Source organism: Nocardia sp. CA-119907, assembly GCF_050955995.1.
Classification (GTDB): Bacteria; Actinomycetota; Actinomycetes; order Mycobacteriales; family Mycobacteriaceae; genus Nocardia.
The window spans coordinates 8,398,930-8,415,695 of record NZ_CP192091.1 but is presented as its reverse complement, the minus strand read 5'-3'; the positions used below and the strand labels follow the sequence as shown (position 1 = coordinate 8,415,695).

Below are 16,766 nucleotides of genomic sequence, written 5' to 3'. Positions count from 1 at the left end.
ATGATGGCTACCACGCCAGAGCTGGCATTTTGTCGGCGAGCATGGCCGCCGTGACCGCGTCGCCGCCCCCGCCCGCAGCGATCGCTACTGTCGTCATCGTCGATCGCCGACCAATCCGCGACGCAGGCTACAGCCAGGCGGCCACGCCGCCGTGGTGGCTGCAGGTGCCGGAGCGGTGCTGGCTATAGCTGTAGGTGCCGTCCGTGCAGCGGGCGGTGGCGCCGGGTGGGGCGGCGGGGGCCGACTGCGGGCGGTGGACGCACTGGTTGTCGGAGTTGAGGTAGGAATCGTCGCCGCAGATCGGCTGGGCCGGTACGGCTGCCGCGGGCGGTTGGTAGGCCGTGGTCGGCGGAGGCGCGGCGATCGGCGCGGGCGCGACGGGGGCCGCGGCGGCGGGTGGTGCTGCCGAGGTCGTGGTCAGCGGTGTTGGGGCCGCCGTTGTCGTCGCTGGCTTCGGTGGGGTCGTCGGTGCCGAGGTGGTCTTGGCTACGGTCGACGTCGTCGCGGCGACGAGGCCGGGCGCGCTCGGTGGCGACGCGCAGCCGCCGAGTACGAGTGTGACCGCGCCCGCGAGGACGATGCCGGTGCCGAGCAGAGCGCTGAAGCGGTTTCTCATGTTCCCCTACTGAAACTCAGCCAGGCCGGTCAGTATGGGTGTGTTGCCTGGACTACCCGCTCCATCGGTCCAGCAGACGGCCCGTTACCGACACTCGCGGCGACTCGCCGTACGGCCGCCTTCGATGAAAAATGGTCCGGGCCAGTCGGTTTGCAAACCGACCGGCCCGGACCGCTAGTGACAGGGACAGGATTCGAACCTGCGACCTCTGGATTATGAGCCCAGCGAGCTACCTAGCTGCTCCACCCTGCGTCGTCGGTATCGAGCGTACGCGGAGGCGGCGAGGCCGCGCGAGTGATTTATCGCGGCGCCGAACTGGACAGCGGCTCAGCCGAATTGGATGCCCTGGGCGAGGGGAAGCTGATCGGAGTAGTTGACGGTGTTGGTGGCCCGACGCATATACGCCTTCCACGAATCCGAGCCGGACTCCCGTCCGCCGCCGGTGTGCTTCTCACCGCCGAACGCGCCGCCGATCTCCGCACCGGAGGTCCCGATATTGACATTGGCGATGCCGCAGTCCGAGCCGTCGGCGGCGAGGAAGCGTTCGGCCTCGCGCTGGTCGCCGGTGAAGACGGCGGAGGAAAGTCCTTGAGGCACTTCGTTGTGCATGGCGACGGCGGAATCGAAATCGTGGTAGGTCAGCACGTACAGGATCGGTGCGAAGGTCTCCTCGCGAACAACGGTGGTCTGAGCGGGCATGCGCACGATCGCGGGACGTACGTAGAAGGCGTCGTCGCCGAAGCCATCGACGCGCTCACCGCCGCACACCAGTTCGCCGCCGTCGGCAAGCGCGCGGTCGATCGCCGCGCGCATGCCCTCGTAGGCTCGGCCATTGATCAGCGGACCGACCAGCACACCGTCATCGAGCGGATTGCCGACGCGCAGTTGCCGATACGCGCCAGCGACCCGATCGAGCAGCGGTCCGACGATATCGACGTGCGCGATCAGCCGCCGCAAGGTCGTACAGCGCTGCCCCGCCGTCCCCGCCGCGGCGAAGACGATACCGCGCGCCGCCAGCTCCAAATCCGCTGTCGGGGTGACGATCGCACCGTTATTGCCACCCAGCTCCAGCAGACACCGCCCGAATCGAGCGGCCACCCGTGGCGCGACGATGCGGCCCATCCGCACCGAACCGGTCGCGCTGACCAGCGCTACGCGCTCGTCGTCGACCAGCCGAGACCCGACTTCCGCCCCGCCCTGAATCAGTTGGTGCACTTCGGGATCCGCGCCGACATCGGCGGCCGCGCGGCGCAACAGGGTGTGGCAGGCGAGTGCGGTCAGCGGTGTCGTCTCCGATGGCTTCCACACCACCGTGTCACCGCAGACCAGTGCGATCGCGGTATTCCACGCCCACACCGCGACCGGGAAGTTGAAGGCCGAGATCACCCCGACCACGCCGAGCGGATGCCAGGTCTCCATCAGTCGATGTCCCGGCCGCTCCGATGGCATGGTTCTGCCGTACAGCTGCCGCGACAACCCGATCGCGAACTCGCAGATATCGATCATCTCCTGCACCTCGCCGACCGCCTCGGCGCCGATCTTGCCCGCCTCCAGGGTGACCAGTTCGCCGAGTTCGGCTTTGTGCGCGGTGAGCAATTCGGCCAGCCGCCGCACCACGGCGGCCCGTACCGGCGCCGGTACGCCGCGCCAATCGCGGAATGCCCGCGCCGCTCGGTCGATCGCGGCATCCACCTCGTCGAGGGCATCGGCGCGCAGGGTCATCAGCGTGCCACCGGTAATCGGAGTACGTGCGGGTAACTCCCCCGCTATCGGCTGCTGCGCGCCGACTGCGCGCAGCAACTGCGCCGCGCGGGCGGCGAGATCCTTGGTCAAAAGGTCGTCGAGCGTGTGTGTCATCGGTTGCTCCGCTGTGGCTTTGGGTCGCTGGATGGTCTCGGATGGGTACGGCGAGTTAACGACTGAAGGTTTTTGCCACGAGCAGCGTCCGCTGGGTTAGCCTTCGCTGATGGCGGATACACCGGCAAGACCCGTACTCGATGACATCGATCGCCTGCTGATTCGTGAACTGATGGCCGATGGTCGCGCCACCCTGTCGAATCTGGCCGAGAAGGCGAGCCTATCGGTGTCGGCTGTGCAATCGCGGGTCCGCAGATTAGAGGCGCGCGGGGTGATTCGGGGGTATACGGCGCATGTCGACCCCGAGGCGCTCGGACAACTGTTGTCGGCATTCGTCGCCATCACTCCTCTCGACCCCTCGCAACCCGATGACGCGCCTGCCGTGCTGCAACATATCCCGGGTATCGAGGCATGCCACTCCGTGGCCGGTGACGAGAGTTACGTGCTGCTGGTGCGGGTGGCCTCTCCTCGGCACCTCGAGCAGTTGCTACAGGAGATCAGGGCGACCGCCAACGTGAGAACTCGAAGCACCATCATCTTGCAGACATTCTACGACAGATAGCCGCCTAACCGTAATTACTCCGTTATTCCGTAGAACTTTCGTAAAGATTTCCGTACTCTACGGGTGTGACCATCGAACTGGAGCGCACCCGCGCGGGGAGTGGCACTGCACCGGTCGCCCCCGCCTCCCGGGTACATGAGATCTTGTCGGCGCACATCCTCGCCGACGGATTCGACCTGGTGCTGGATCTACGGACATCCCGTGGCTGCCGGATCGTCGATGAACGAGACGGCAGCTCCTACCTCGATATGTTCGGCTTCTTCGCCTCGAATGCCCTCGGCATGAACCATCCCGCCCTGGCCGACGACGAAGAGTTCCGCACCGAGCTGGGCGTAGCCGCGCTCAACAAGCCGAGCAACTCCGATATCTACACCGTCGAAATGGCCCGTTTCGTCGAGACCTTCGTGCGGGTACTCGGCGACCCGCGGCTACCGCATCTGTTCTTCATCGAAGGCGGCGGCCTCGCGGTGGAGAACGCGCTCAAGGTCGCGTTCGACTGGAAGAGCAGGCATAACGAATCCCACGGGCGGGCACCGGAACTCGGCACCAAGGTGCTGCATCTGACCGGAGCGTTCCACGGCCGCACCGGCTATACGATGTCGCTGACCAACACCGATCCGGTGAAGGTGGCGCGCTTCCCCAAGTTCGATTGGCCGCGCATCGATGCGCCCTACCTCGCCGACGGCGTCGATATCGCCGCCGCCGAGGCGAACGCGCTCGACCAGATGCGTCGCGCCTTCGCCGAAAATCCGAACGACATAGCGTGTTTCATTGCCGAACCGATCCAGGGCGAGGGCGGTGACCGCCATCTGCGTCCGGAATTCCTGCAGGCCGTGCAGCGGCTCTGTCATGAGCACGATGCGCTGTTCATCCTCGACGAGGTGCAGACCGGCGTCGGCATGACCGGAACCACCTGGGCCTACCAGCAACTCGGGCTCGAACCGGATGTGGTCGCATTCGGTAAGAAGACCCAGATCTGCGGCGTGATGGCGGGCGGTCGGGTGGACGAGGTGCCCGAGAACGTCTTCGTCGTCAGCTCCCGGCTGAACTCCACCTGGGGCGGCAACCTCACCGATATGGTGCGCGCCCGGCGCATTCTCGAGGTGCTCGAGCGCGAGGAGTTGATCGAGCGATCGCGGCCGCTCGGCGCGCATCTGCTGCGGCGGCTGGAACAGCTCTCCGCGGATCACCCTCGGATCACCGAACCGCGCGGGCGCGGGCTGATGTGCGCGATCACGCTGGCCACGGCCGAGCTGCGGGACGAGGTGCTGACCGCACTGCGGGAACGCGAGCATGTGCTGATCCTCGGCACGGGCGAGCGTGGCATTCGCTTCCGGCCGCCGCTCACCGTCACCGAGGCCGAATTGGATGCCGCGGTCGACGCCCTCGAGCGGGTGCTCAGCGACGCGGGGTAGTGGTGTCGGTATTCGGCCAGCATCGGAAATTTGACTGGCCGAGTACGCATTTCCGGATGATTCGGGCAATCCGTCCTATGTCGGCGGGGATACTGCGGAATCCGGGCGCCAACGCCTAGGCTTCGCACACATGTCATCTCGTCTTCACCACCTCCTGGCACGGTGCAGCGCGTGAACCGACAGCGCAATCACCGAAGCTGCGCACCGAACGGCGAGACCAGCAGGTCCACCATCCATTCGCTGATCGCCTCGCTGACCGTCCTCGTGGCGGTCGCGGGGTGTGCCTCCAGTGAGGCCGGATCGGTGGGTGTGGTGAATCCGCCGCCCTCCAGCACGGTCGCCGCCGCCGGCGCGGTGCCGCCGCATCTGGAGAAACTGCTGCCCGGCATGCCGCCGCCGCTGTCGCCGACCGATGTCTACGCCGCGGACCGGGAGCTGAGTCCGGCGGTGGCCGACCATCGGCCCCTGGTCTATGTGCCCAATAGCGAATCGCATTCGGTCACGGTGATCGATCCCGGCACCTTCCAGGTGGTCGACAGCTATCCGGCGGGCGGCCGGGAGCCGCAGCATGTGGTGCCGTCCTATGACATGCAGACGCTGTATGTGACCAATGATCTGCCGATCGGCGGGGGCAGCCTGCTGCCGATCGATCCGCGCACCGGCAAACCCGGTGAACCATTCCCGGTCCGCGATCCCTACAACATGTACTTCACGCCGGACGGTCGATACGCACTCGTCGTCGCCGAGGCGGATAAGTCGCTGGACTTCTACGATCCGCACACCTGGCAGAAGGTGCACTCGCTGGCGGTGCCCGACTGCGCGGGCGTCGACCATATGGACTTCACCGCCGACGGCCGATTCGCCTTGGCCAGTTGCGAATTCATGGGCCGGATGCTGGTCTTCGATGTCGCCGAGCGCACGGTTGTCAAGATGATCGATCTGCCGGGCGGTCGCAGCGGTAAACCACAGGACGTCAAGCTCTCGCCGGACGGACGCACCTTCTTCATTGCCGATATGGTCGCCGACGGCGTCTATACGATCGACGCGTCGTCGTGGGAGAACACCGGTTTTGTGTCGACCGGCAAGGGGGCGCACGGGTTGTACGTCACCCGCGACTCCAAACAGTTGCTCATCACCAACCGGCACGAGGGCAGCATCTCGGTGTGGGATTTCGCCGAGAACAAGCTGGTGCACAAGTGGTTCATCCCGGGTGGCGGCAGTCCGGATATGGGCAATCTGTCCGCGGACGGGCGGATCTTCTGGGTATCCGGCCGCCATCACGGTGAGGTCTACGCGATCGATATCGTGAACTGGAATCTGTTGGCGCGCATACCTGTTGGGCGCGGGGCGCACGGGCTCACCATCTGGCCGCAGCCGGGGCGGTATTCCACGGGCCACACCGGTGTAATGCGCTGAGTGGGTAGCGCGCGATGTAGTGCGCGGGTATTCAGGGACACGAAAGGTTATTTCCGACAACGGGAACGGCGTTTCTGTCGTGCTGTGGTACACCGATCCGCTACTGCGGCATCGGCATCGGCGTGTGCCTGCTGCTGCCGTTGGCCAATTGGCCACTGACTCAGGGCAGTCGGAGGCCGAGGCCGCCTTCGATGAAGCGGCGGACCGCTGTCGTACCCGTTTCGAGGGCGGGTTCATATCCGGCGCGGGCCCAGCCGGTGAGTTCGGCGGTGTCGTCGGCGCCGGGGGTCACCACGATCTCCGCGACCAATTCGGCCGTGGTGGGTTCGCAGACGGCCCAGGAGAAGTGGGTTTCCTCGGCCCACTGTTCGGTGCGGCGGGCGACGTAGTCCGGGTCGGTGATGCCGCCGTCGGCGAGGGCGGGGCGGTCATCGATGCGGTCGTCGGCGCGCAGTGCGCGCAGGTACCAGGTGCCCGCATTGATTTCGACGGGTTCCACTAGTCCTCGATCCTCCTGCGGCCGCGGCGGCCCTGGCGGCGGCGTCGCTGGTGCTCGTGCCGATCGCCGAACAGCAGGGCGCCCGCCAACGGGATGGCCAGGAACCAGAGCCAGCTGCCGGTTACGAAGAAGAGGATGACGGCGAGGATCGGGATCACCGCCATCACTCGCTCCGGCCATTCATCGAGGAAGCCATCGCGTTTGGCGGGGACCGCGGTGACGGGGGCGGGTTCGGGCAGGTCGACGAAGACTTTGTCCAGGTCGCCTCGGGTCAGCGCGGCCGCGACCACGGCGCTGCGCTCGTCGAACTCGGCCACACTGAGCCGCCCGGCGGCGAAATGATCGGAGAGTCGCTGCATCGCTTGCTCACGCTCCGCGGTGCCGATGCGGATCTCGGGCACGTCACTCATAGCAGCAAGGCTAGCGGCTTTCGCCGTACCCGTTCTCGCCGTCGCGCGGCTCCGCCGTCGTGGCATGCCGCGGCGGCGCGGTCGGCGAATTTCGCGATCTGACGCGCCGGGTTGCGACATGATCGGTCGGCCGCCGCATCAGTTTCGCGGATTATGTGGAGCCGGTGTGGATTTCGGGTAACTCGAAGATGAGTGCAAGGCTAGCGGGAGGTTTCGAATGGGCGAGACGCGGTTCGGTCATTACCGCCTCGACCGGTTGCTCGGCAGCGGCGGTACGGGGCAGGTCTGGCTCGCTCGCGATACCGTCGCCGACCGTAATGTGGCGCTGAAGGTACTGGCCGCGACGCACGCCGCGGATCCGACCTACCGGCTGCGGTTCACCAGGGAGGCCCGCCTGGCGGCCCACGCTCCCGGGCCGCATATGGTGCCGATCCACAACTTCGGCGAACTCGACGGCCGCCTATATATCGACATGGAGTTCATCGAGGGCACCGACGTCGCCGCCCTGCTGCGCCGCGACGGGCCGATGTCTCCGGCGAGGGCGGTGGCGATCATCGGACAGGCCGCGATGGCGCTCGATACCGCCCACCGGGCGGGTTTGGTGCACCGCGACGTCAAACCGTCCAACATCATGGTCACTCCCTGCGGCTTCGTCCGCCTGATCGATTTCGGCATCGCGCAGCGGATCGATCAGCCGGCCATCACATCCCACGGCAATGTGGTCGGCACCCTGGCGTATATGGCGCCGGAGCGCTTCAGCGGCATCGCCGACGCTCGCGCCGACCAATACTCACTGGCCTGCGTCCTCTACGAATGCCTCACCGACCAAAGACCTTTCGGCGATATCGATTCGCCGCAGCAATTCCACGCCCACCTGCTGGCCGATCCACCCCGCGCCGCAGCCCTGAATCCCGCTGTGCCCCCTGCGCTCGATGCCGCCATCGCCCGCGCAATGGCCAAGCGTCCCGCCGAACGCTGGTCCAGCGCAGGCGAATTCGCATCCGCCGCCTACGCCGCGGTCACCGGTCGCGAGGCATCGACCGTCGAGATCGCAGCGAGGACTGTGCCCATTACCCGCCCGCTACCCGATGGGTGGCAGGGGGATGTTGTCGGGGCGCGGGGTGCGGGCGGGGTTGGGGCCGAGTTCGGGTCGCGGTGCGTGAGCGGGGTGGAGTCGGTAGGCGCAGCTGAGCCCGAGACGCGGTGTGCGGGTGGGGTGGAGTCGTCGGGTGGGGTCGCGATGGAGTCGCGGGGTTCGGACGCGATGGAGGCTGCGGCCGCGGTCGGGACCCGGGGTGTGCCTGTGGCCGAGTCACGGTGGGCAGGTGGGGGCGAGTCGTTGGGTGAGGCCGCGGCGGAGTGGCGGTACTCAGGTGTGGCACAGGGCACGAGCGCCGTCGGGGTGCAGGGCGCTAATGGCGTCGGAGCGCCGGGCGGGGACGCGGATGGGTCGCGGGGTGTGGTCGAGTGGGGTGGGGTGGACGCAGGGGAGGTAGGTGCGCGGAAGCGGGGTGGCGGGGGTACGGGTGAGCGGGTGCGGGACACCGAGCCGTGGGGTGATCGCGAAGGCGAGTGGATAGTCGGGCCGGGACACGCGGCTGCCGCCATCGCGGCGCTTGTCGCCCTGATCGGGTTTGCGCTCTGGCTGGGGCGGCCCGGAGGAGCCGAAACAACATCGGCCGCACCGTCATCCGCCCGGGCGACGCCGTCGCATCCCGGCCCGGCACTGGGATCGGCCCCGGCCGAGTCGGCCCATGCGGCGGCGCCCAACGCGTCGATCCCGATCGCCGGACAACCGTGCAATCCCGACGTGGACGGCAATGCCGCCGCCGCTGACGGCACCCCACTCGCGTGTCGTTCCGCGGGTGGCCACATAGCGACGTGGATCCCGACGCAGCTTTCTGGAGGGATCCCGAGACCCGACGCCGGGCAATCGGCCTCCGGCCCGGCAGCCCCCGGCCCGGCAGGCCCCGGCAACTCGGGCAGCAGCAATTCGGCCGACGACAAGCCGAGCAACGGCAAACCCGGTCACGGCAACCGCTTCAAGCCCGGTAAGTAGGCGTCGCCAGGCGAACACTTCGCCTGAGCTAGTGGATCTTTGGCGTCCCCAGGACGATCGGCCGGAGTGATGGCGCCGGCACCGGACGAGGCACGCATCGCGGTGGACTCCGCCCGGCCGGGGGCATTCCGATTGGTGGCCGGGGCCATCTGTACATACCGCTCGGTGCGCCCTGGTCTTGCCGCAGTTGGTGAGCCTGAGCAGGGGTATCAGCAGTCGCCGCCCTCGTCGCTCGTAGCGGAGTACATTGTAACTTGTCTCTGACAAGTGTCACTCGATGCCTCACAACGACGTGGGGCCCGAGGAAGCACTTCTCACAACGGCGTGAGAGGTGAGGAAGATGGGCGACCGAAAGGTGGGTCCGTTCAAAAATTGGCGGATGGCATCGGCATTCGCGGTCTTGCCGATCGCAGCGAGTGTCATGCTGGCTCCGCACGCGGCGGCACAATCGTGTGCGGCCGTAGACCTGGTAATGGCCAGGGGAACTCGAGAACCCGGGTATCTCGGAACCTTCGTCGGTGATCCGCTGTACGCCGCGATGCGGGAGGCGCTACCGATGAGTGTGCGGGCGTATCCGGTGAACTACCCTGCGAATCCGACGGATCCGTCGGCAGTGAGTACCGGTAGCGCCGATCTGGTCGCACACGTCGCCGGTCGGGCCGCGGCATGTCCGGCAGAAGAGTTCATTCTGGCCGGCTACTCGCTGGGCGCGGGGGTGGTGCACGCCGCACTCGGCACCGATATCGTCACCGGGCTGCCGGGCGTGGCGCAGCTACCCGGTGATCTCGTCGACCGCGTGGCCGTCGTACTGCTCTTCGGTGACCCGCTGCGCCTGATCGGGTGGAACGTCCCCGACCGGTACCTGAACCGCACCGCCGATTTCTGCGCGGCCGGTGATCCGGTCTGCGGTGGGGGAGTCGACCCCACCGCGCACGCCCATTACGGCGATTTCATCGGCGCCGCAGTGGGATTCAGCGCCGCGCATGTCGAGCATCGGACCGGCTCCGCACGAGGTGTAGGCCGCCATCGCTGCCCAACTCCGTGCACGGCGGTCCGCTAGTTTGGTGGTCGATACTCACAGTCGGTGATCAGGAGATTCGATGGAACTCAAAGCGGTGCTGGGACCGGTTGCGCGCGGATTCAACGCGGGGGTCATGGCGTTGACCAAGGCGCCATGGATCGGGCCCAAGGTGGCCCGGTCGCTCACCGAGATCACTTACGTCGGCCGACGTTCCGGGCGCACCATCAGCACACCGGTGAGCTTTCGACGCGCTGGCGACGAGATCACCATCGCTGTCGCCCTGCCGGACCAGAAGTCGTGGTGGCGCAACTTTCTCGGCGCGGGCGGCCCCATCTCGCTGCGGCTGGACGGCGCTGAACGGTCCGGGCACGCCGTCGCACGACGTGACGATAAGGGGCGTGTCAGCGTCACAGTGCGCCTGAACGAGGTTGATTAGCCATGCGGCCCAGGGACCGGGCCGCCCTAGGGCAGTCCGGTTTGTTGTGTCGGATCGTGTCGAGGTCCGGGTGTTCGCTGAGTAGTTGTACGTAGGGGACGTCACACTGTTCGAGGGGGAGAGGCGGGGCTAGGGTCGGGATAGGTTCGGGCGATGCGGTTTCGATCGGGTTGCCGCCCCACTCCGCAACGGCGCGGCCACCGGGAGGTCAGTGATGGGGGAACAGTTAGGGAAGTACCGGCTCGACCGATTGCTCGGGCGGGGCGGTATGGGGGCGGTGTGGCTGGCCCGTGACACCGATACCGGGCGCACGGTCGCGCTGAAGGTATTGGCGGAGCAGGTGGCCGCCGATGCGGAGTATCGGCAGCGGTTCGAGCGGGAGGCGCGGCTCGGGTCGAGTCTGCGGCATCCGAATATCGTGCAAATTCACGGGTTCGGGGAGCTCGATGGCCGATTGTTCATCGATATGGAATACATCGATGGCATCGACCTGGCCGAAATGCTGACCAGGGTCGGCACATTGACACCCACCGCGGCCGCGGACTTCGTGACGCAGGTCGCCTCGGGTCTGGATGCCGCACATCGGGCCGGGCTGATCCACCGTGACGTCAAACCGTCGAACATCCTGATCGGTACCGGTGGGCACGCGTATCTCATCGACTTCGGCATCGCCCGGAGCCTGGGCCAGACGTCCGTCACCGCCACCGGAATGGCCATCGGCAGCTGGGCCTATATGGCACCGGAGCGTTTCAACGGCACCGTCGACGCCCGCTCCGATGTCTACTCACTCGCCTGTGTCCTCTACGAATGCCTGACCGGCCGCCGCCCCTACGGTGACACCGATCCGGCTCGCCAAATGCACGACCACCTGATGACCGCCCCACCCGACGCCTCGACGGTGAACCCGGCGGTACCCGCGGAAATGGATGCGATCATCGCTCGCGGCATGGCCAAGGACCAGGCCGCGCGCTATCCGACCGCACGCGAATTCGCCGCCGCGGCATATGCGGCAGCCGCCCTGTCCCGCCTGCCGAACGATTCCGCCCCACAATCGTCAAGGCCCGAATCGGCAACACCCTCGGCCGCGTCGGGCAGGCCGCTGGCCGCATCGGCACAGCCCCCGGGTCGTCAACCGTCGGCCGCGTCCGCCGGGCCGTCGGGTGCGTCCGCCGAACGGGCCGCGTCGAGTCGGTCGGCCGGGCGGCGCACCGTGTCGGATCAGCCGTTGGCAGCGGCGGCCGGGTCGCCAGGTGCGTCGGGGCAGCCGTCGGCTCGGCCGCCCCTGCTGGCGCAGCCGAAAACCGCACAGCCGCATCCTCCGCCGGCGCATACGCACATGCCGGCTGCGGCACCGCAGCAACAGGCGGGGCACCAGCACAGTCCGACGCGGGTGGAGACGCGCGCGTCGATGGCATCGCCGCCGCCGGTCGAGTCGCCGAAGCCGCTTCCGGCGACCAAGGTGTTGCCGGAACCCGGTCCGACGCCGACGCTGGTGGCGACGCGATTGGACCCCGCGCCGCAACAGAATTCGCCGTGGTCGCCGAATCGTGCGGTGGTACCGCCGGGACCGCTCGTCCACCCGCCGGCTGCGGCCGGACGGGTGGTGCCGCAATCGAAGCGGGTCGCGCGCATCCCGGTGGCTCCCCGCTGGACGGTCTCGCAGCGCCGTCCCTGGCTCGCACCGCCCGCGCGCCGGGCCGCACGACGTCGGCCACGGCGTAAGTCCTTCCTGTCGAGGGTGATCGGCGCGCTCGTCGTCATGTTCCTGACCCCCTTCATGCTGGCGGCGGGGTGTGCGGCGCTGGTCGCATTCGGCAATACCGGCAGTGGTGGCGGCCCGCGCACGGCCGATCCGTCCGTCGCGGTGCGCGATGGCGACACCGCGCAATCGGCCGAACCACCCGGGCCGGTGTTCTCCGGCCTGAATACCCCGGTGCGGGACGGCAAGTTCGAATTCGTGGTCACCGCGGTCGATTCCGGGATTTCGCGGATCGGGCTGCAGAATGCGGGCGGCACCTACTCCGTCGTCACGGTCGCCGTGCGCAATATCTCCGCCGAGCCGAAGTGGTTCCTGCCCGTCGGACAACGTCTCGTGGATACCGAGGGTCGACAGGTCGACCACAATGCGATCGCGAGCATGTGGCAGAACACCCAACGCCGCTACAACTACTCATTCGAACTCCAGCCCGGCCAGTCCGCCACCACTCAACTGGTCTTCGACGTCCCGCAGGACGCCGCCCCGAGCCAGCTCGAACTACACGACTTCATGCTCTCCAATGGCGTAACCGTCCACCTGAATTGACCTGCCCCCCGCCGCCGACTTCGGATGTCGGCAAGTGATGCCCGCGGTTCAGCGCGCGCTTTCGGCCGAATCGACCAGGGCCGCCATCGATGCGTGCACGGCCTGACGTCCGATGGTCAGTGCCTCGGTCAGCAAGGCGGTATCCCGTGCGGCGCTGTCGATATTCGGGGAGCCGAGGGGTGGGTGGATCTGGAGGGCAGCATCCCCGAGGCCCAAGAGGAAGCGGTCCTCGATGGATTGCTGGTGCGGCCGCTGGAGCCAGGCACGGTAGGCCCCAGGGGCGCGCACGCGCAGATAGCCGCCCCCGACGACCCGATGCAGCCGGGAGGCGGGTGGGCGCTGTTCATCGGTGCGCCGGGTGCGCAGCACCAGCGCATGCGTCGCACCGTCGCGAACCGCGGTGCGAATCGGCACGGTTTCGGCGAGCCCGCCGTCGAGGTACTCGGCATCGCCCAGCGGCACCGGCGGTCCCGCGAGTATCGGCAGCCCCGCAGAGGCCCGCAGCGCGGTCATCAGGGTGCGTTTATCAACGATGTGGCGGTGCAGGTCGACCGCGCACCCGGAGCGGATATCGGTGCCGATGGGGTGAAAGGTGGTGGCGTTGGCCAGAATCGCCGGAAAGTCCATCGGCTCGATGCCGTCGTACACCTGGTGCACCAGGTAGTCCAGATCGAAGGCGGGACGTCCGCGCAGCAGCCGAGCCGGATCGACCGCGCGCCGCATGATCACCGGATCGGTCCAGGCGCGCATGCCGGACAGCGCTCGCCCGGACAGGAACCACGCGCCGTTGATCGCGCCCGCCGAAGTGCCGTAGACGGCGTCGAAGATCGAGGCCAGCCCGAGTTCCTCTAGCGCCAGCACCATTCCACTGGAGTACACGCCCCGGCTGCCACCGCCCTCGATGACCAGGGCGAGGCGATATCCGTCGGCACGGATTCCTGATTCACGTCGGCCGCGGATGACGTCCGCGGCGGTGGGCACGACGGCAGAGCTGATCACCGGACCACGATACGACAGAGCGGGCGCGGACGTCGTCGTCCAGCGCCCGCTCCGAAACGGTCTTCGCCAGCTGTTTACTTATTTGATTTCGGCGAGCACGGTGCCCTGGGTGATGGCCGCACCGGCCTCGACGGACAATCCGGTGACCACACCCGCCTTGTGCGCGTTGACCGGGTTCTCCATCTTCATGGCCTCGAGCACCACGATCAGATCGCCCGCCTCGACGGACTGGCCCTCTTCGACCGCGACCTTCACCACGGTGCCCTGCATGGGCGCGGTGACCGCGTCACCGGAGGCCGCACCGGCACCGGCGCCGCCACGCTTGCGCGGCTTGGGCTTCTTGCGGATCACTCCGGCGCCATTGCCGCCCGCGCCCGCGGCACCCGCGCCCGCGGTGAAGTTGCCGGGCAACGACACCTCGACCCGACGCCCACCGACCTCGACGACGACCTTCTGCCGCGGCAGCTCCTCGTCCTCGGTCTCGGTGACACCGGCCGGGGTGTACGGCTCGACGTTGTTGACCCACTCGGTCTCGATCCACTTGGTGTAGACGTCGAACTTCTCGCCGTCACCGATGAACGCCGGATCCTCGACGATCGCGCGGTGGAAGGGGATGACCGTGGCCAGTCCCTCGACGTGGAATTCGGCCAGCGCGCGCCGGGCCCGCTGCAGCGCCTGCTCGCGGTTCTCGCCGGTGACGATCAGCTTGGCCAGCATCGAGTCGAACTGACCGCCGATCACGCTGCCCTGCACCACACCGGAGTCGACGCGCACGCCGGGACCGCTCGGCTCGGAGTAGACCGCGACCGGGCCGGGGGCGGGCAGGAAGCCGCGACCGGCGTCCTCGCCGTTGATCCGGAATTCGAAGGAGTGCCCGCGCGGCGTCGGATCCTCGGTGATCGCCAGCTCGTGGCCCTCGGCGATGCGGAACTGCTGACGCACCAGGTCGATACCCGCGGTCTCCTCGGTGACCGGGTGCTCGACCTGCAGGCGGGTGTTCACCTCGAGGAACGACACGGTGTCGCCCTGCACCAGGTACTCCACGGTGCCAGCGCCGTAGTAACCGGCCTCGCGGCAGATGGCCTTGGCCGAAGCGTGGATGCGCGCGCGCTGATCGTCGGTGAGGAACGGCGCGGGGGCCTCCTCGACCAGCTTCTGGAACCGGCGCTGCAGCGAGCAGTCACGGGTACCGGCCACCACCACGTTGCCGTGCTTATCGGCGATGACCTGCGCCTCGACGTGGCGGGCCTTGTCCAGGTACTGCTCGACGAAGCATTCGCCGCGACCGAAGGCGGCGATCGCCTCGCGGGTCGCCGATTCGAACAGCTCCGGAATCTCCTCGATGGAGTGCGCGACCTTCATACCGCGGCCACCGCCACCGAAGGCGGCCTTGATCGCGACCGGCACACCGTACTCCTTGGCGAACTCGACCACTTCGGCCGCGTTCTTGACCGGATCCTTGGTACCGGCGGCCATCGGCGCCTTGGCGCGCTCGGCGATGTGGCGCGCGGTGACCTTGTCACCGAGGTCGCGGATGGACTGCGGGGAGGGGCCGATCCAGATCAGCCCGGCGTCGATGACGGCCTGGGCGAAGTCGGCGTTCTCGGAAAGGAATCCGTAGCCGGGGTGGATGGCGTCGGCGCCGGACTTGGCCGCGGCGTCGAGGATCTTGTCGAATACGAGGTACGACTCGGCCGAGGTCTGCCCGCCAAGGGCGAAGGCCTCGTCGGCGAGCTTCACGAATGGGGCTTCGGCATCGGGCTCCGCGTATACCGCGACGCTGCCGATACCGGCATCCTTGGCCGCCCGGATCACGCGAACGGCGATCTCGCCTCGGTTAGCTACGAGTACCTTCGATATCCGCGCGCTGGCATGGCTGGGCACTGAGCCTCCTGTTAGCAATCTTTTTGGTCGCCCCGTGGTCGACAAGCTTACGTCTGGGGCGAGTGTAGGCAGTCTGCCAACAGAGGCCGAACTCGGATAGCCCTACTCAACAGTAGGTCGTGGATCACACCCCGTGGCGGCGGCATCGGGCTGGGAGAAGCAGCCGCGAATCCGCGTATCGGATTCACCGATCAGGTGTGCTGGACGCGAATCGGGACTACCTGGTGCGGACCTTGCGCATGCTGCCCGCGGGTGCGTCGCCGGGTTCATCCCCCTTGGCAATCGGCATGCGCACCGAGTTGCCCCATTCGGTCCAGGATCCGTCGTAATTGCGCACGCCGTCGAGGCCGAGCAGATAGGTCAGGACGAACCAGGTGTGGCTGGATCGCTCGCCGACCCGGCTGTAGACCACCAGATCGTCCGCGGCCGCGAGCGCGCCGTAGATCTGGTCCAATTCGGCGCGGGAACGGAAGCGGCCGTCGGTATTGAAGGCCTCGGTCCATGCGATGTTGACCGCGGTGGGAATGTGCCCGCCGCGCAACGCCGCGTCCTCGGGATTCATCGGCGGCTGGATCAGCTCGCCGGAGTACTCCTCGGGGGAGCGCACGTCGATCAGTGGCTTGCCGAGGTGTGCGAGCACGTCCTCGCGGAACGCGCGCACGGCGGTGTCGTCGCGACTGACGACCGGATACTCGCTGCGGATGAGATAGGGCAGGTCGAAGGTGGTGTCGCGGGCCTCGGAGATCCACGCGTCCCGGCCACCGTCGAGCAGCCGCACATCCGGATGCCCGAACAGGGTGAAGACCCAGCAGGCGTGCGCGGCCTGCGCGTTGCCGCGATCGCCGTAGATCACCACGGTATCGTCGCGCTCGATGCCCTTGGCGCGCATCAACTCGGTGAACCGAGCTCCGTCGATATAGTCACGCGTAACCGGATCATTCAGGTCGCCCCGCCAATCGATCTTGGTGGCGCCGGGAACGTGTCCGATGTCATAGAGCAGTATGTCCTCGTTGGATTCGATGATCTTCAGTCCCGGCGCGCCGATGTTTGCCGACAGCCACTCTGTGGTTACTAGTCGGTGAGGATGTGCGTAAGAACCGAAAGCGGGATGAGGGTCCGGGGCAACGGGCACGATATGGGTCCTTCACACGAGGTAGACGGGTGGTTATAGCGATTCGGGTCTCACGGCGATGTTAGGTGTGAGGCGTTAGGGAAACTCGTTTCAGATCACAAATCGGCTGAATGGGCGAATAAATCGCACCCTCATCCGATAAAGTCTCCCGGGAGGAG

14 protein-coding genes and 1 tRNA gene are annotated in these 16,766 nt (G+C 67.3%); 7 read left to right on the top strand and 8 right to left on the bottom strand.

The window, feature by feature from the left end; translation table 11 throughout:
• Positions 1 to 127: 127 nt before the first annotated feature.
• The 3 genes from ACQP2D_RS38035 to amaB form a co-directional block, all read right to left on the bottom strand.
• A complete protein-coding gene (locus tag ACQP2D_RS38035; protein ID WP_433680749.1) occupies positions 128 to 616 on the bottom strand; it encodes a DUF3761 domain-containing protein in 489 nt (162 codons plus the stop codon).
• 178 nt (positions 617 to 794) lie between these two features.
• Positions 795 to 868: transfer RNA gene (locus ACQP2D_RS38030), tRNA-Met, on the bottom strand.
• Positions 869 to 943: 75 nt separating this feature from the next.
• Positions 944 to 2,473: an L-piperidine-6-carboxylate dehydrogenase gene (gene amaB, locus ACQP2D_RS38025; RefSeq protein ID WP_433680748.1), complete on the bottom strand. Its 1,530-nt coding sequence runs from the start codon at positions 2,471 to 2,473 to the stop codon at positions 944 to 946.
• A gap of 109 nt (positions 2,474 to 2,582) precedes the next feature.
• Between amaB and ACQP2D_RS38020 the strand changes: the two genes are divergently transcribed.
• The 3 genes from ACQP2D_RS38020 to ACQP2D_RS38010 all read left to right on the top strand — a co-directional run bounded on the left by ACQP2D_RS38020 (position 2,583) and on the right by ACQP2D_RS38010 (position 5,866).
• Entirely contained in the window at positions 2,583 to 3,035 is a 453-nt protein-coding gene (locus ACQP2D_RS38020; protein ID WP_040686931.1) for an Lrp/AsnC family transcriptional regulator, read from the top strand.
• 65 nt (positions 3,036 to 3,100) lie between these two features.
• Positions 3,101 to 4,450 carry an L-lysine 6-transaminase gene (gene lat, locus ACQP2D_RS38015; RefSeq protein WP_433680747.1) on the top strand — a complete coding sequence of 450 codons (1,350 nt, stop codon included), beginning with the start codon at positions 3,101 to 3,103 and terminating at the stop codon, positions 4,448 to 4,450.
• Between the two features lie 171 nt (positions 4,451 to 4,621).
• Entirely contained in the window at positions 4,622 to 5,866 is a 1,245-nt protein-coding gene (locus tag ACQP2D_RS38010) for a hypothetical protein (protein WP_433680746.1), read from the top strand.
• Positions 5,867 to 6,026: 160 nt separating this feature from the next.
• Here ACQP2D_RS38010 and ACQP2D_RS38005 read toward each other — a convergent pair whose 3' ends face one another.
• Together ACQP2D_RS38005 and ACQP2D_RS38000 are read right to left on the bottom strand one after the other, a co-directional pair.
• Positions 6,027 to 6,365 carry a hypothetical protein gene (locus ACQP2D_RS38005; RefSeq protein ID WP_433680745.1) on the bottom strand — a complete coding sequence of 113 codons (339 nt, stop codon included), beginning with the start codon at positions 6,363 to 6,365 and terminating at the stop codon, positions 6,027 to 6,029.
• Positions 6,365 to 6,775, bottom strand: a complete 411-nt coding sequence (locus tag ACQP2D_RS38000) for a DUF1707 SHOCT-like domain-containing protein (protein WP_433680744.1) — start codon at positions 6,773 to 6,775, stop codon at positions 6,365 to 6,367. Before ACQP2D_RS38000 ends, ACQP2D_RS38005 begins: the two co-directional genes overlap by 1 nt.
• Before the next feature lie 217 nt (positions 6,776 to 6,992).
• Here ACQP2D_RS38000 and ACQP2D_RS37995 point away from each other — a divergent pair, with 217 nt between their 5' ends.
• From ACQP2D_RS37995 to ACQP2D_RS37980, 4 genes are all read left to right on the top strand, one after another.
• Complete coding sequence (locus tag ACQP2D_RS37995) at positions 6,993 to 8,834, top strand: serine/threonine-protein kinase (protein WP_433680743.1); 1,842 nt, start codon at positions 6,993 to 6,995, stop codon at positions 8,832 to 8,834.
• Between the two features lie 379 nt (positions 8,835 to 9,213).
• Positions 9,214 to 9,894 (top strand): cutinase family protein, encoded by a 681-nt coding sequence (locus ACQP2D_RS37990; RefSeq protein ID WP_433680742.1) that lies wholly within the window; start codon positions 9,214 to 9,216, stop codon positions 9,892 to 9,894.
• A gap of 40 nt (positions 9,895 to 9,934) precedes the next feature.
• Positions 9,935 to 10,291: a hypothetical protein gene (locus tag ACQP2D_RS37985; RefSeq protein ID WP_433680741.1), complete on the top strand. Its 357-nt coding sequence runs from the start codon at positions 9,935 to 9,937 to the stop codon at positions 10,289 to 10,291.
• 214 nt (positions 10,292 to 10,505) lie between these two features.
• Positions 10,506 to 12,593, top strand: coding sequence for a protein kinase domain-containing protein (locus ACQP2D_RS37980; RefSeq protein WP_433680740.1), 2,088 nt, complete (start codon positions 10,506 to 10,508; stop codon positions 12,591 to 12,593).
• A 48-nt stretch (positions 12,594 to 12,641) separates the two neighbouring features.
• Here the strand turns inward: ACQP2D_RS37980 and ACQP2D_RS37975 are convergent, their stop codons facing one another.
• From ACQP2D_RS37975 to ACQP2D_RS37965, 3 genes are all read right to left on the bottom strand, one after another.
• A complete protein-coding gene (locus ACQP2D_RS37975) occupies positions 12,642 to 13,592 on the bottom strand; it encodes a patatin-like phospholipase family protein (RefSeq protein ID WP_433680739.1) in 951 nt (316 codons plus the stop codon).
• A gap of 78 nt (positions 13,593 to 13,670) precedes the next feature.
• Positions 13,671 to 15,476 (bottom strand): acetyl/propionyl/methylcrotonyl-CoA carboxylase subunit alpha, encoded by a 1,806-nt coding sequence (locus ACQP2D_RS37970; protein ID WP_433680738.1) that lies wholly within the window; start codon positions 15,474 to 15,476, stop codon positions 13,671 to 13,673.
• A 217-nt stretch (positions 15,477 to 15,693) separates the two neighbouring features.
• The gene (locus ACQP2D_RS37965) at positions 15,694 to 16,608 is read right to left on the bottom strand and encodes a sulfurtransferase (protein ID WP_433680737.1); all 915 of its coding nucleotides are present in this window, start codon (positions 16,606 to 16,608) and stop codon (positions 15,694 to 15,696) included.
• Positions 16,609 to 16,766 lie beyond the last annotated feature (158 nt).